This is a genomic window from Rossellomorea aquimaris TF-12 (genome assembly GCF_001648555.1).
GTDB lineage: Bacteria > Bacillota > Bacilli > Bacillales > Bacillaceae_B > Rossellomorea > Rossellomorea aquimaris.
Window position 1 is genome coordinate 1 of record NZ_LQXM01000023.1, and the last position, 15,204, is coordinate 15,204.

Consider the following 15,204-nt stretch of genomic DNA (forward strand, 5'->3'; position numbering starts at 1 on the left):
CTCTACCACTGAGCTACTGCGGAACGTGAAGTAATCTAACGCTATTTGGTTTGTCTTATCGACTCTTTAGATTATAATTACTCAGGTATTACTTGTCAACCATTTTAAGAGACTTTTTCACAAATGGAATACCTCATTATTGAACTTTTTCAATCTGTAACAAAGACGATTTTCTCCTTAAAAACCAGACTTCCTTTACATCGTCCACAAACATATTTTTTCGTGTTGATTTTTCTTTTTCGTCTAAATTCCAAACTACACTTTGAGCAGTTATAGATTAAATAGGTTTGCTTCTGTTTTTGATTAGGTAAGGTCGTGCAATACCTTGAACCTCCTACCTTATGAAGAAGCTTCTTAAAGTCTTGATCTTTATGTTTAAATCCTCTTCCTTCTATATGAAGGTGATAATGGCATAGCTCATGTTTGATGATACCGATTAATTCAGATACACCATGCTCATCCAGATATTTACGATTGATGTCTATATTATGGCTTTTCAACATATACCTTCCACCCGTCGTTCTCAGCCTTGGATTAAAGAATGCTTTGTGAAGGAAGGGCTTATAAAAGAAATCGTTTGATATTTTTTCTACAAGTAGCTGCAGCTCTTCATTTGTCATTTGAAATCCTTCTTTCTTCATTGAACATGACAACCTATTATAGCATACACTATATATCACCCTTACCGTTTAGACACGTTTAAGTAACTCGGATTTCACTTCGTCGAGGATAAGGAGGTATCCTTATGCCAAATTGGCTCGTTAATCAAATGAGGAAAGCTTATTTTGAGAAAAACAGATATCAGATTAAACTCCTTAATCAGTGCTGGTATTTTTATCGTAAGAAAAACTGTTCCTAATTTATACATGAAAAAGCTGACTAATTCTAACTAGTCAGCTTTTCCTTCTTCCTATTATTGAATCATCGTTAGGGCGACTCTACCTTTTTGAACATCTACACTATCAACCCAAACGGTGACAACGTCTCCTACTGAAACTACATCTAAAGGGTGTTTTACAAACCCATTCTTTAATTTAGAGATGTGAACAAGACCATCTTGTTTTACACCTACATCAATAAAAGCACCAAAGTCCACCACGTTTCGAACAGTCCCTTGCAGCTCCATCCCTTCTGTTAAGTCTTCCAATTTCAAGACATCTTTTTTCAGTAAGGGTTTTGGGAACTCATCTCGAGGATCTCTTCCTGGTCGAATTAATGCATCAATAATATCTTTCAACGTTAATTTACCAATGCCGAGTTCTTCTGATGCTTCTTCTAAATTGATTTGAGAAAATGCCTGTTTTAGTTCTTCTGTTCCGATTCCATTTGTATCAAAGCCAACTTTTTCCAGAAGCTTCTTAACCTCGCTGTAATTGTCTGGGTGAATAGGGGTGCGATCGAGAATTTCTTTGCCGTCCATAATTCTTAAGAATCCAATACATTGCTCGTAGGTTTTCGCTCCGAGTCTTGGGATTTTTTTCAGCTGATTTCTGGATTGAAACTTTCCTTCTTCTTCTCTTTTCTTCACAATATTATTGGCAACCGTCTTGGATAGCCCCGCTACGTACTGCAATAATGAAGAAGAGGCAGTGTTTACATTTACTCCTACTTGGTTAACTGCTGTTTCAACAACAAATGTTAACGACTCGTTTAGTTTCTTTTGAGAGACATCATGTTGATATTGACCCACCCCAACAGATTTGGGGTCGATTTTCACCAGTTCCGCTAAAGGGTCCTGTAGTCTTCTAGCTATGGACACGGCACTTCTTTCCTCTACCTGCAGGTCAGGGAATTCTTCTCTAGCGACTTCCGATGCTGAATAAACACTCGCTCCCGCTTCGTTCACAATCAAATAAAAAATGTCTTTCTCGACTTCCTTTAATACGTCAACGACAAATTGCTCTGTTTCTCTAGAAGCCGTACCATTCCCTATAGCCACTACCTCTATGTCATATTTACTTATAATCTTTTTCATTATTTCTTCAGCTTTTGACCGCTGAGACTTTGGTGGATGAGGGTAAATCACATTTATATCAAGAGCTTTACCTGTTTCATCGATGACAGATAGTTTGCACCCTGTTCTGTAAGCCGGATCCACACCTAATACCATCTTGCCTTTCATAGGTGGTTGCAGTAATAGCTTTCTTAAATTCTCTGAAAAGATATGGATTGCTTGATCTTCTGCCTTATCTGTTAATTCATTTCGTATTTCTCTTTCAACGGATGGCTGAATTAATCTTTTATAGCTATCCTCGATCGCTTCTTTGACGAATTGCACTGAAATGGAGCGAGGGTTTTTGATTACTTGCTTTATTAAAAAGTCTAGTATCCCCTCTGCATCAGGTTGAATATTTACTTTTAGTACGTCCTCCTTTTCCCCACGATTCATAGCAAGGACTCGGTGAGGGACAACCTTATGGACAGGCTCTTGGTAGGAATAATACATTTCAAAAACTTTCTTTTCATCTAATTCTTCTTTTTTTACCTTGGATTCAATTAACCCTTTTCTGAAGGTGTTGTTTCGTATGTATTCTCGATAAGATGCTTCGTCAGAAATCAGTTCTGCTATAATATCCTTCGCTCCATCTAAAGCTTCTTCAATGGAGTGCACTTCTTCTGATAAATATTTAGATGCTTCTTCCTTTACGTCTCCAGAAGTTGGGAAGGTTAAAAGCCATTCTGCAAGGGGCTCCAGTCCTTTTTCTTTCGCCACTGTCGCCTTTGTGCGTCTTTTTTGTTTATATGGACGATACAAATCTTCCACCATTTGCAGTTTTTCTGCTTTTTTTATTGCTACCGATAGTTCATCAGTTAACTTCCCTTGTTCTTCAATAAGACGAAGAACCTCTTCTTTCCTTTGTTCCAAATTTTGAAGGTAACCCCATTTATCCATGATATTACGAATTTGAACTTCATCCAATGCACCCGTTTGCTCTTTCCGGTAACGAGCGATAAATGGTACTGTATTTCCTTCTTCAAGCAATGAAATAACATTTTTTACGTTTTTATTGGATAAGTTTAGTTCTTTAGAAACTCTCTGCATTAAATGTTCTTGACTTGTTAAAGTTGCTCCCACAAATATAACCTCCATCTAAAATGATTCTCACTTCATCTTACCACAGTCTTAATTCAACGAAGAAAAGGCAAATTCTGAAGAAGATAGACAAAAAATAAAAGCTTACCCCAAATCTTAGAGTAAGCTTCCTATAATATACGTTGTATCGTCTGCAGTACCATCGACTAAGGATTGAATATCACTTAGAGCTCCACGTAATGTCGGATACCTCTGTAGAATATTCTTTACTCCTGAAATATTTAATCCATCTGAGTGAATAAGGAATCGAGAATTCGTATCGTAGCTGAACCTCTGAGTTTTATATACCTGAGGCCTTCCTGACAGATACCCTGTTACTGGTAAGGGATAAGTCATTTTGCCTTCTGGGGAATACATATAGAAGCGAATATTTCCAACGCAACTATAAACAAATTCCTTTGAATGAAAATACGCTTTAATAATGGCAACTGCTGCACCACGCTTCTTCTGAAGGGCATCATTACACAGTTGCATAATCGTATCTACATCTTCGTGATGATGTTTTTCAACAATTTCTACGACAACATGAGAGGATTCATACGCAAACTTACCACTACCTAAACCATCAGCCAAAACACAGATAAAGTAATCATTTGTAGACATATAGTAGTAGCTATCACCACAATATGGATTATCATTTTTCGATACTTGTTCTGCGTACAGTTCTATTTCATTTTGTTGGAGATAAGGCATTAATAATGACTCTCCGAATCGAACATTTCTTCCTGGATAGCTTCACGCAGCTTTTTAATAGCTCTTCTTTGCAATCGCGAAACATGCATTTGGGAAATTCCGAGTTTTTCTCCAGCTTCTTTTTGGCTCAGGTTTTCAAGATAAGTATGCTGAATGATAGATTTCTCTCTGTCAGATAGAACATGAAGGACTTTTTCAAGAACAAGACGCTGGTTTACTTTTTCATATCCTTCGTCTTGATCACCTACTATATCTAATATGGTGACTGTGCTTCCTTCAGAATCAGCTTCAATGGAGTGATCCACTGATAACGCTTGATAACTTCTACCCATTTCCATCGCTTCTAATACTTCTTCTTCACTGACTTCTAGATATTCGGCTATTTCATTAACCTGAGGAGAACGTTCTAATTGATTCGTCAACTCCTCAACGGTTGCTTTAATTTTAGGTCCTAGCTCTTTAATTCTTCTAGGTACGTGCACACTCCACGTTTTATCACGAAGAAATCGTTTGATTTCTCCAATAATCGTTGGAATGGCAAAAGCTTCAAACGACCTTCCAAAGGATTCATCGTATCTTCTTATTGCTCCTAGCAGACCAATCATTCCGACTTGAATAATATCCTCGTGAAAAGATCTTCCTTTTGAATATTTTCTTGCTATGGACTCGACAAGGTTCTGATAATGCAAGACCAACTGGCCTTGGGCATCATCATCCTGATTTTCTTGGTAATCTTTAATCCATTGAAGTACCTTTTCTTTTTGTGCTTGTTGATTAGGTTGAGATAGTTTTTTCATCCTTCTCCACCTGCTCTCCCGAAAGGAACTTCGTCATAAAGACCGTCACTCCCTCTTGATGATGCACCTTTACGTCATCCATAAGACTCTCTATAAGGTAAAGACCCAACCCACCTTCTCTTAGAAATTCTACAGAATGATCCGCGTGATATGGTCCGACAGCACTTCGAATCGTTTTAAAATCAAAGCTTTCTCCATGGTCCGCTACCATTACTTCTAGGCGATCTTCGTAAAGAGCAAAGCCTACCACTACTTCACCGTCATTATCTTTATACGCATGTTGAACGGCGTTGGTAATCGCTTCACTTGAAGCAATCTTTAAATCTTCAATTGCATCATAATCAAAGCCCATACGGCTGGCTATTCCTGAAAGTGTCAAACGAATAACCCCTACATATTCTGGTTTAGCAGGGATTTTCATCTCGATGTAATCAAATGCTTGCATCATTCCACTCCACCTTCTACTTTGGAATTAATGTTCATAATATCCCCTAAACCTGTAATATCAAACAACCTTTGTAAACGATCGGATAGTCCAACTAAATTCAGTTGACCTCCACGAGCACTTACGGTTTTGAATATACCTACGAATACTCCTAATCCAGTGCTGTCCATATAGGATACATCGGAAAGGTCTATCGTGATATTTTGATTATCTACTTCAGCAGAGGGTTGAAGAGTTTCTTTAAGTTTTGGAGCTGTATATGCATCAATTTCTCCTGCTACTTTAACAAGAAGCTCGTTCTCTTTTTCTTTCAAATCTATGGATAAGTTCATAAAAAGACCACCTTTTAATTTACATTATATTAAGTCTATATTCTTTTACCCTATATGATTGAAGTGTAAACAACTTTTAGGAAATTCTTTTTATAATAATTAAAGTAAAGTCGTCACGAAGCTCAAAATGCTGAAGTTTTTCAAGTTGCTTATATACATTATTAACAATTTCCTGAGGAGGCAGGTGATGATATTTACTGATCAATTGTACTAAGTCTTCTCGTTCTAAGAACCCTTCTTCCGTTCGGCATTCTGTTACACCATCGGAAAGTAAAATGATCAGATCTCCAACTTCAACCCTTCTCTCATACTGTCTATACTTCGCCTTTTTATCTACACCTAGCAGGAGGCCTTTTGCATCAAGATCTTCGAATTCATTTGAAGTTGCATTGAAATAAAACCCTGGTTCGTGTCCTGCAGACGAATATGAGAACAAATGAGTTTTCGGATTGTAGTCACCATAGAACATTGTAATAAACATGCTGGCATCAACATTTTGTTCCACAACTCTATTTAAGCTTTCTAATACTGCCGATGGTTCGTGTCGGTACTCAGGTAAACTGTCCATGGCATACTTAATCATGGACATGCAAAGAGCTGCAGGTATACCTTTCCCTATAACATCAGCAATGGCCACACTGACACTATCATTTTCATCTTGCACAAAGTGATAGTAATCACCATTCATTTTTTTAGCAGGAACACTGACAGCACCAATAGCAAGTTCTTTAACAGTTGGTATGCTTGTCCCAAGAAGAGTCTGCTGCATATTCGAGGCGACATCTATTTCATTATTTAGTTCCTGCTGTTTACTTCTTAAGCTTTGATGTTCTCTATAGGCAAAGCCATACCCGATCATCACTTCTAATAAAATGTCAAAGGAATGCAGAACATGATGCGGTAAATCTGGTTCCATTTCTAATATGACACTTTTATGAAGACTGATAATTTCTTCAGGTGAGATATGGTGTTCTATTGATTTACGACTAAATTTCTGCCCTAAATAAAGGGCTTTTTCGTCTTGTTCATTCAGGTAATTCTCTATTATCTCTCTATATTTTGAATCCATTAAATCTCTGAAATTCATATAACTCCCCCTAACGGAGCCACTTAGTCGCCCTGATATCTGTTCCTTCTCCTGGAACAGACTCGACGTTAAACTCATCCATCAATCGTTTAACACCAGGCAAACCTGCTCCTAATCCACCTGATGTGGAATATCCATCTTCCATTACTTTTCTTATATCATTAATTCCGGGTCCATCATCAATAGCAATGATTCGCACACCTTTTTTACCGGCGTCAAATAGCTTTTCAATACAAATTTGACCATGACCAGCATAAAGATAAATATTACGTGCTAATTCGCTAATAGCAGTAGTGATACGGGCTTGGTCCACGGTTCCAAAGCCAAGCTCTTTCGCAACATTTCTACCTAACTGGCGGGCAGCAACGATGTCCCATTCATTCGTGATCTTCACGCAGGATTGGCTATCCATTCCTAGTCCCCCAGTTCCAATTGTAATTTCTCTAGACCTTTTTCTAAGTCTAAAGCGGTTAGGACATCCTCTAACCTGATACCAAGCTCAATTAACGTAATGGCTACTGCAGGCTGAATACCAGTAATAACTACCTTTGCTCCCATTAACCTTGACATATTTATAACGTCTCCAAGAACTTTTGCGATAAATGAATCAATAAAGTCGATAGACGTGATATCAATTACTACGCCTCTCGCACTCGTTTCATGTATTTTTTGCAAAAGATCTTCTTGAAATTGAAGGGCTGTTTGATCATCCAACTCCCATTGAATGGAAATCAACAGACAGTCATGCAGCTTTAAAATTGGTATTCTCACTCTAATCCCTCCGTTGAAACAATTTGTCTATTCGTCATTTCAAGAGCTTTTTCGATTCCTTTTCTTAATGTACTATTTGTACTAAATTGATTTAAATTAATTCCAAGGTTAACGATCGTCTGGGCGATTTCCGGTCTAATACCCACCAGCATACATTTAGCTCCTACCAGTCTGACAGCTTCTGCCGCCTGAATAATATGGTGTGCTACCATTGTATCGACTACCGGAACACCCGTTATATCAATTAACACTACTTCTGCTCTATGTTTCACTACGCCATTTAGCAGGTTCTCCATTATTAAACGGGCTCTTTCTGTATCAATGGTTCCAACTAAAGGCATAACAGAAATTTTTCCAAAAACAGGAATCAAAGGTGCCGATAACTCTTGCAACGCAATCTTTTGCAAGGAAACCGTTCTTTCCCATGACTCTGTATAAGCGCTTATCACCTTGTTATACATAGGCGTTAGCCATTTATCGAATTCTTCTATCTTTGAAGATTGGTTTTCTTGAGTAATGATCCCGTCTTTCGTCATTCCTTCATAAACTACTTTTCCGAAAGCACTTAAAGCAGTAGTCACAAACGTCAGAGGCCATCCCAGTCGGACGACTTTTTCAGCAAAGTCCTCTAATCTAGTTGTGAACTCATTAGAATCTCTTAAGCTAGCCGCAATCATTTCAACAAACTCATGGCTTGTCTTAGTAAAAACCTGATTAGAAACGACCTGAAGAAACTTCTCATCTGCTTCTTCTTTCATTCGCTCCATCCAGATGCCGGTTATATCTGACTTATTATCCTGAATATAATCCGTGACTTCAGTAAACATTTAATTCTCCCCATTCTATCATATGAAATTTATAATCATACTTAACTCATAAAGCTGTAATCAAACTTTAAAGTAATTTGATTCTTTCATTACAAAATAATTATATCCCATTATAATTGTAACAAATAAATACCTATTTGAAAAAGCCTATCGCTTATGATGTTTTCACAATTACTTTATCCATTATAAATTGTTGAAAGGGATTTGTCATAAAATTGATTATATTTACATTATATAGCTTGTATCAAGGGGGTCATTTGTCCTTATATTCCTTAAAAAACACAAAACAAAAAGGCTTATTGATCTTTATTTTGTCGATCAGTAAGCCTTCTGGTTTGCAGTTATTTTCGTCCCATTTTGTAACGTGATAATCGTTTCACACATTGAAGAGATCAAGCTAAAATTGGATTAAACCGACACTTATTTGTAAGGCGTCATCCACTTTTTCCATCATCTCGTCATCTAAGTGTGTAATCTTATCGGTAAGACGTTGTTTATCAATCGTTCTAATTTGTTCAAGCAAGATAACAGAATCACGTTCAAAACCATAACGTTTCGCATCAATCTCAACATGAGTAGGCAGTTTAGCTTTTTGAATTTGTGCAGTAATAGCCGCAACAATAACTGTGGGACTGAACCTATTTCCTATATCGTTTTGAATAACCAGTACCGGCCGAACTCCGCCTTGTTCTGATCCGACAACAGGTGAAAGGTCTGCAAAATATACGTCACCACGCTTAACAATCAAAGGATTAACCTCCGCTTACTAAGCGTTCGACTGTATGTTCTGCCTCATATTCTGCTTGAATCGCTTCAGAAGCGATCGCGAGATTAATTTTAGCCATTTCCATATAGCCGCGTCTCATAGATTCACGTAATTGTCTCTTTTTACGCTCTCGTAAATACATTTTTGTTGCACGATAAATAAACTCATTGCGATTCACATTTTCTTGATCTGCAAAGCCGTCTAATTCTGTAACGAGCTGTTGCGGTAGACGAATTAAGATTTCTGTTGTTGCGCTGGATTCAGACACAAACTACACCTCCACCAATCACTACATACCGTTTCGTTCATTAACATATTTATCATACCATCAAATAGTGGGAATGAAAAGACAATTTATCAATCTCTTCTATTATCCACCATTTAAAATATTATTTATTCATGGGATTTGAGGATTTCTATTTTCCGCATCTATATTGGAAGATAAGAGTTTATTGGAAACTTCCGTTGGTTCTCCGTTTCTTAAATAGATTCGAGGTACCCTGGTTGAGATAATACATGGAATCTCATAATTAATCGTGTCGAGCTTTTGAGCGATTTCATCCATTGTAATTTCCTCTTGACCCTGTTTTCCAATTAAAGTTACTTTCGATCCAGGTGTTAATGGATCCGGTAAACTTATCATACATTGGTCCATACATATTCTACCAACTATCGGAGCACGTTTGCTGTTTACAATGACATGTTGACCCTGAAGTCTACGCAGCCATCCGTCAGCATATCCGATTGGAATCGTTCCAATCCATTCCTTCTCACCTGTTTCATAAGTAGCTCCATAGCTTATTTTCTCTCCAGCTGAAAGCTCCTTCGTGGAAATGAGTCTGGAATGAAGAGAGAATACCGGCCTTAGAGGAAAGGGTAATTCAGGCTTCACCTCTGCAGATGGAGAAAGTCCATACATGGAAATCCCAACCCTAACAGCATTAAAATACGTATTCGGCTTCCTTAACGTTGCAGCGCTATTAGACGAGTGGATATATGGTGGCAGCTCATCTAATGATTGAAGCATTTCTTCAAATACTTTTAGCTGTTGCTCAAGGTAAGCATCATTTAGCTCATCAGCTGTTGCATAATGAGTAAAGATTCCTTCTAATTCAAAACTTGAATGGGTTGCGATACATTTCTCTATCTCTTTTAATTCTTTTATGGTTCTCACACCTATCCTACCCATCCCAGTGTCACATTTAATGTGTAGGTGTAGTGAGTCTTCCTTTGTCAATTGCTTTTCTGCTTCTACCAGCCATTCTTGACTAAAAGTAGTTAGCGAGATTTGTTGTTCAGCAGCCATCTTTACGTCTTTTGGACGTGTAGCTCCCAGTACAAGAATAGGGGATTGAATTCCAGCTTTCCTTAAGGAGAGGGCTTCGTCTAAGAAAGCCACCGCCACTCCATGTGCTCCTGCTTCCAAAGCGGTTAAGGCCGTTTGAACATCTCCATGACCGTAAGCATTCGCCTTTACCACTGCAAACATTCTCACATCTTGGGGAATGTGTTTTCGAATGTTTGTTACGTTCTCATATAAATTGTCTAAATTTATTTCCGCCCAAGTATCTCGAAAAAATTGCGTCTGCGTTTCCACACTTTTCACTTCCTCATATCTATGCACAAAACATTGTCATTCTATTCAAGAATACCATTGATTATTCCTCTATGCCTCTATTGTGTCAAATACAATTATTTCTATCAAGAAAAACGATAGGGGCAAATGGCTGATTCAATTTCAAGCAATCATTCATTGTTGAAGAATCAGTAGGAAAGACTGTTGATACGCTCGTACAATTATTTATATGTAGAATGTTATCTTTTGTCTGGATAAAGGTTTATGTTGGCAAAAAATGATTGCTGCACTTTGAAAAAAATGTTCTTCTTTAAACGAGTAAGGCCTTTATATTAGTCTATATTAAGAAGGAGACTCAACTCATTCCCCTATGAAAGTGAGCACCTTGCTGTAAAAACTACTCCACTCTTTTCAAACAACAGCAACAATCTTTAAGAAATGAATTTTGCAAAAAAATGAGCATCACACCGTTCAAGCAAGAAAAGAGACGAACCTATTAGGCTCGCCCCGTTTTGTGAGAATTATTTTACCATGGAACCTTGTACTGATTGAGCTAACATCACCATCTCAGATGGTGTTAAATCATTAGAAGCCAGCATGTAGTCTACACCATTATTCGTCCAGGTGATGGAGCGGTCAGTCATGGCTGCCACTGTGAACCCTAGATCAACCAGTTCACCTTTTAAGGATGTTGAAACAGTCATAGTTGGAACGAATGTTGTTTTCTCTTGAACAATCGTAAAGGATTTTTCACCGTCATACGTTAGGATTACTCGTTTACCGGTATCAGTGGCTACTTCCTTCTCTTCCACTAACTGCGTACCCGTAATTTCTGACATAGGGTACAGAACCGTAAACTCTTTATCTTCTACACTTGCCGTCACAGGAACTTCAAGTTGAGCACCCGTCATATTTTTCTTCATGTCGAAGTCTTTTTTGTCAAATGCCGCTTTCATATCCATTTTGGAAAACTCAACCTTCACAAGAGAGTTTTGGTCAGCATCCATTACATTAACCGACGCAGGAGAAAGATCCTTTTTATTGAAGGCAATCTCTTGAGTTGGAAGCATTTGACTATTTTGATAGCGTGTTTTTGTATTGAAGATATAATGGTCTTTCGTCTCTTTAAATGTAGCCTCTTTGTCTTTCAATACATCTTGAACAAGAGATTCATAGAGGTACGCTTGACTACTGTTTTCTGGCCAGTCGCTTTGGAAACGGAAGCTTTTGTTGAGGGCTGGAGTTAAGACAAATACCCCGTCATCGTTACGCAGAATCATTTGACTTTGATCCTTCGCTGCGTTTTTCAGTGCTACTCGATAATAATTAGGGTCATTATGCCACACTTCAACATCATAGGTTTGGGGTTCTTCTCCCACTTGAAGCGTCATTTTTGCGTCTGCCTTATACCCTTTCATATCCTCTACTTTTGCCTTTAAATCTTTCGTTACATCTTCTTTCGATTTTTCACCACAAGCAGCCAGCATAAGCACTGCTAACATGGCCATCACTAGTACAACTAGCTTTTTCTTCATTTTTTCAACCCCTTTTGTCTCAGGATAAACGTAAATGAGAGAGGGGAAAGCTAGCCGTTTAAGAATGGACGATTCTTATAGAATGCCCCGTTCCTCACACTCGTGTTCAATGGAAATTGATCAAAGAACCGCGATTGTTAAATAACTAGCCTTGTCTCTCCTATTGCACTACTGAATATATGAGACAACCTTAGGGATTATGCTAGTGAAGATGACAAGCAGAGAATATTTTTATTCTTCTATTATGACTTGTGCAGCTGCAAATTCTTTACTATGGGTGATAGATAAATGAGCCTTTAGGCCGGTTGGCTTTGAAAAATAAGGCTTTCCATTCTGATCCTTACTGATTTCAATATCCAGAAATGAAAGCTCTTCTCCGATACCCGTACCATTTGCTTTGGAGAAAGCTTCTTTTGCAGCAAATCGCCCGGCAATATACTCCACTCTCCGTTGTTGTGTTAGTCTGGACAATGCTTCTTGTTCCTTTAAGGTTAGAATCCTATTTATGAACTTAGGCTGACGCTCCACTATTTTTTGAATGCGGGTGATTTCAATAATATCTAATCCAATTCCTTTAATCATATGTAAATCTCCTTCTATTCTTGTCCATTTAAGCATATAAATAATACGAATGATTCGTTATTTTTCGCCTTTTCATATACTATATAACTATCTTATAAAATTGTTTGCTGGAGGGTACAACATGTTTGTCCGTACAGAAAGTTTTTCACAGTTTTTGCGACAATACCCCATTATATCTATCATTATTTTCATTCATATATTGCTCTTCCTTGTTAGTTCTCTTCCTATTTTCCCCCAAATGTGGGTGTATGAACAGCTGGCTGGTGTAAATTTATTTATTAAAGAAGGAGAATGGTGGCGGTTGATCACTCCCATATTTGTTCACATCGGGTTTGCTCACCTACTCTTCAACTCATTTTCCCTTGTCTTATTCGGTCCGCCTTTAGAAAAATACTTAGGCAAATTAAAATTTATTGGTCTTTATTTTGCAAGTGGTATCTTCGCTAATATCATTACGTATCTTTTAAAGCCCCTTACTTACAGTCATGTGGGAGCATCAGGAGCTATTTTCGGTTTGTTCGGGTTTTATATTGCCATGATTATGCTAAAAAATCACTTTATCACGAGAGAAAGTCGCCAAATCATCCTTCCTATTGTAGTCATTGGTGTCGTGATGACATTCATGCAGTCCGGTATCAACATTACCGCCCATATCTTTGGGTTACTTGGTGGATTTATTATTGGATGGATTTCTGGCAAAAGATACTGAAAGATAAAAGGTGGCCCATTCTAATAGTGGGCCACCCTTTTTATATGGATTGATTATACGAAAACCATGATGCAACGGTTTTTATATCGTCTCTTTCTAAATCGTGAATAGCGCTTGAATACCCAGTTCCACCTGACTTCACCGTGGTGACCAGACTCCCTAAATTTTTTCTCGATTGAAACCAACTTTCTTTCGTATCGAGGGATTGAATCCTATTTTTCTTCATATACATGGTGTTTTTCAAGAACCCTCTATACTGCAAGGACAATTGAGTACCGTCAACCTTCCATCCACCTGCCCGATATTGATAATACCCAAGGACACTAAGGGGAATGACACTTAGGAAACTGAGGGCACCAAGCGGGAAATACAAAATGGTCACAATGGTTCCCGGAATGAGAATCCAAATCGTTCTTCTAAAAACGTACCTTTTTAATGAGCGCTTTGGAAGTCTCTTAAAGTCACTAACAATTCTATAATCATGGAATATCCCATCCAACAGGTCAGCAATTCTCTTCTTTTTCACAAGAGGAAAGAGCTTAATCGTTGTGCTCTCCTTATCTAAAACGGAGCCTCCAGCATTTTCAATTTGAACCGTACAATAGCCTAACAGCTGTCTGATCGGATTCTCTACAACACGTATTCCCTGCACGCGATTTAGCGGGACGGTTACCTGCTTTTTCTCCAGTAACCCTCGAGTGATCACAATGTTTTCATCGACGATCTTCACCTTGAACTCTCCATAAATAATAAAGGTCCATGCAATTGAAAGAAGCCAAGCAACGATTAATAAAACAAATGAAAGAATCGAGACGATGAAAATACCACTTTTAATAAATACCGCTACCTCTTCATATACCGCTTCATACGGTATCAGCTCATTGAATTGCGAAAAGAACACGAAAACACCTGATAAAATAACACCAATCCCACCAGAAGTCGTGGCCAGAACCCAGATATCCTTAGGACTCATATTAAATAAGATTTTACCTTTCTCGGCAGTATCCTGAGTCTCTGTTTCAGGTATTTCACGTCCCTTCTTTTCACTATAAATAATCTTTTCAAGCTCTAGAGCCTCTTCTTTTACAATAGCCGTCAATTCAGCTTCAGATTCTCTCGGATTTGAAGAGCCTGCTGTTTCAACCTTCACCTTCACTAATCCAAAAGGTCTATGAAGAATACCTTCTGAAAAGTTCAGGCTTTGGATACGGTCAAAAGGAATATACCGTTTCTTTTTAACGAAAAGACCGTATTCAATTCTGAGTTCCCTATCTTCCAATCGGTAAGTAAATCGAAGCCATTTCACTATTCCTGCAACTAATACAAACACAAGTACTGCCACTATGGATAATATAGGAATGTAATCCCAAAAACCGCTTTTTTCCCCATTATTATTCAGCACAAATATTAAGACAAAGGGTATTATCAATTCTTTTAATTGTTTCACAAAGCTTGCAACAGCCGAAATAGGATGTAAACGCTTATGCTCAGACATCTTCTTCTGCCACCCTTGCAAGTAATGAAATCGAGTTTCTCAATTCATCCGCTTCCCCTGTATCTAATGCAGGAATTTCATGAACAGTCGCTGCAGTTGAGATTGTGATCGTTGATAAATGGTACTTTTTCAAAATAGGACCCTGCACCGTGTCTACATGCTGTACCCTTACCATTGGTATCAACGTTCTTTTTACAATGAAGATTCCTCTTTGAAGCTCAATTTCTTGCTCTCTTACTTCATACCTCCACCTTTTCCACCGCATGGTCGGTATTAAAAACACCAATAAATATGTAAATAGGATGATAACGATTATAGCGATTGCGATCATCCATGTTGGCCAATTAAATAAGTATGACAATACAATGACTGCTATGGCTACTGCCACAAACCCAAGAGTTTGAAACAACCCATAAAGCTTCCAGACCTTCAACGCTTTTGGCGATATCCTCTTTAGTGACTCAACGCTCACACCAATCCCCCCTTACTCTATGT

At 38.1% G+C, this 15,204-nt stretch carries 19 protein-coding genes; 2 read left to right on the forward strand and 17 right to left on the reverse strand.

The window, feature by feature from the left end:
• Nucleotides 1-149: 149 nt before the first annotated feature.
• Complete coding sequence (locus IQI_RS05135) at nt 150-641, reverse strand: SprT family protein (RefSeq protein ID WP_408006812.1); 492 nt, start codon at nt 639-641, stop codon at nt 150-152.
• A gap of 104 nt (nt 642-745) precedes the next feature.
• Between IQI_RS05135 and cmpA the strand changes: the two genes are divergently transcribed.
• Nucleotides 746-859: a cortex morphogenetic protein CmpA gene (cmpA, locus tag IQI_RS20535; RefSeq protein WP_156509811.1), complete on the forward strand. Its 114-nt coding sequence runs from the start codon at nt 746-748 to the stop codon at nt 857-859.
• Nucleotides 860-913: 54 nt separating this feature from the next.
• On the opposite strand, the gene IQI_RS05140 is transcribed toward cmpA, so the two are convergent.
• The 14 genes from IQI_RS05140 to acpS form a co-directional block, all read right to left on the reverse strand.
• Entirely contained in the window at nt 914-3,076 is a 2,163-nt protein-coding gene (locus IQI_RS05140; protein WP_408006810.1) for a Tex family protein, read from the reverse strand.
• 114 nt (nt 3,077-3,190) lie between these two features.
• Nucleotides 3,191-3,787, reverse strand: coding sequence for a PP2C family serine/threonine-protein phosphatase (locus IQI_RS05145; RefSeq protein WP_064091076.1), 597 nt, complete (start codon nt 3,785-3,787; stop codon nt 3,191-3,193).
• On the reverse strand, nt 3,787-4,584 hold the full coding sequence (gene sigB / locus IQI_RS05150; protein WP_064091075.1) for an RNA polymerase sigma factor SigB: 798 nt from the start codon (nt 4,582-4,584) through the stop codon (nt 3,787-3,789). The genes IQI_RS05145 and sigB overlap by 1 nt, the downstream gene beginning before the upstream one ends.
• Nucleotides 4,562-5,029, reverse strand: coding sequence for an anti-sigma B factor RsbW (gene rsbW, locus IQI_RS05155; RefSeq protein WP_064091078.1), 468 nt, complete (start codon nt 5,027-5,029; stop codon nt 4,562-4,564). The genes sigB and rsbW overlap by 23 nt, the downstream gene beginning before the upstream one ends.
• Nucleotides 5,029-5,361 (reverse strand): anti-sigma factor antagonist, encoded by a 333-nt coding sequence (locus tag IQI_RS05160; RefSeq protein WP_064091074.1) that lies wholly within the window; start codon nt 5,359-5,361, stop codon nt 5,029-5,031. Before IQI_RS05160 ends, rsbW begins: the two co-directional genes overlap by 1 nt.
• Before the next feature lie 76 nt (nt 5,362-5,437).
• Nucleotides 5,438-6,448 carry a PP2C family protein-serine/threonine phosphatase gene (locus IQI_RS05165; protein WP_064091073.1) on the reverse strand — a complete coding sequence of 337 codons (1,011 nt, stop codon included), beginning with the start codon at nt 6,446-6,448 and terminating at the stop codon, nt 5,438-5,440.
• Between the two features lie 10 nt (nt 6,449-6,458).
• Nucleotides 6,459-6,860, reverse strand: a complete 402-nt coding sequence (locus IQI_RS05170) for an anti-sigma regulatory factor (protein ID WP_064091072.1) — start codon at nt 6,858-6,860, stop codon at nt 6,459-6,461.
• A gap of 2 nt (nt 6,861-6,862) precedes the next feature.
• Nucleotides 6,863-7,219, reverse strand: a complete 357-nt coding sequence (locus IQI_RS05175; RefSeq protein ID WP_034763058.1) for an STAS domain-containing protein — start codon at nt 7,217-7,219, stop codon at nt 6,863-6,865.
• Nucleotides 7,216-8,046 carry an RsbT co-antagonist protein RsbRA gene (locus tag IQI_RS05180; RefSeq protein WP_064091071.1) on the reverse strand — a complete coding sequence of 277 codons (831 nt, stop codon included), beginning with the start codon at nt 8,044-8,046 and terminating at the stop codon, nt 7,216-7,218. The genes IQI_RS05175 and IQI_RS05180 overlap by 4 nt, the downstream gene beginning before the upstream one ends.
• A 397-nt stretch (nt 8,047-8,443) precedes the next feature.
• A complete protein-coding gene (gene ndoA / locus IQI_RS05185; protein WP_006838214.1) occupies nt 8,444-8,794 on the reverse strand; it encodes a type II toxin-antitoxin system endoribonuclease NdoA in 351 nt (116 codons plus the stop codon).
• A 4-nt stretch (nt 8,795-8,798) separates the two neighbouring features.
• On the reverse strand, nt 8,799-9,080 hold the full coding sequence (locus IQI_RS05190; RefSeq protein WP_032085355.1) for a CopG family ribbon-helix-helix protein: 282 nt from the start codon (nt 9,078-9,080) through the stop codon (nt 8,799-8,801).
• Nucleotides 9,081-9,209: 129 nt separating this feature from the next.
• Nucleotides 9,210-10,409 (reverse strand): alanine racemase, encoded by a 1,200-nt coding sequence (gene alr / locus IQI_RS05195; RefSeq protein WP_064091070.1) that lies wholly within the window; start codon nt 10,407-10,409, stop codon nt 9,210-9,212.
• 500 nt (nt 10,410-10,909) lie between these two features.
• A complete protein-coding gene (locus IQI_RS05200; RefSeq protein ID WP_064091069.1) occupies nt 10,910-11,923 on the reverse strand; it encodes a LolA family protein in 1,014 nt (337 codons plus the stop codon).
• Nucleotides 11,924-12,154: 231 nt separating this feature from the next.
• A complete protein-coding gene (gene acpS, locus IQI_RS05205; RefSeq protein WP_064091068.1) occupies nt 12,155-12,505 on the reverse strand; it encodes a holo-ACP synthase in 351 nt (116 codons plus the stop codon).
• Nucleotides 12,506-12,626: 121 nt separating this feature from the next.
• Between acpS and IQI_RS05210 the strand changes: the two genes are divergently transcribed.
• Nucleotides 12,627-13,214, forward strand: a complete 588-nt coding sequence (locus IQI_RS05210) for a rhomboid family intramembrane serine protease (protein WP_064091067.1) — start codon at nt 12,627-12,629, stop codon at nt 13,212-13,214.
• A gap of 40 nt (nt 13,215-13,254) precedes the next feature.
• On the opposite strand, the gene IQI_RS05215 is transcribed toward IQI_RS05210, so the two are convergent.
• Together IQI_RS05215 and IQI_RS05220 are read right to left on the reverse strand one after the other, a co-directional pair.
• Nucleotides 13,255-14,709, reverse strand: a complete 1,455-nt coding sequence (locus IQI_RS05215; RefSeq protein ID WP_064091066.1) for a PH domain-containing protein — start codon at nt 14,707-14,709, stop codon at nt 13,255-13,257.
• Complete coding sequence (locus IQI_RS05220) at nt 14,702-15,181, reverse strand: PH domain-containing protein (protein ID WP_064091065.1); 480 nt, start codon at nt 15,179-15,181, stop codon at nt 14,702-14,704. Before IQI_RS05220 ends, IQI_RS05215 begins: the two co-directional genes overlap by 8 nt.
• Nucleotides 15,182-15,204: the final 23 nt, after the last annotated feature.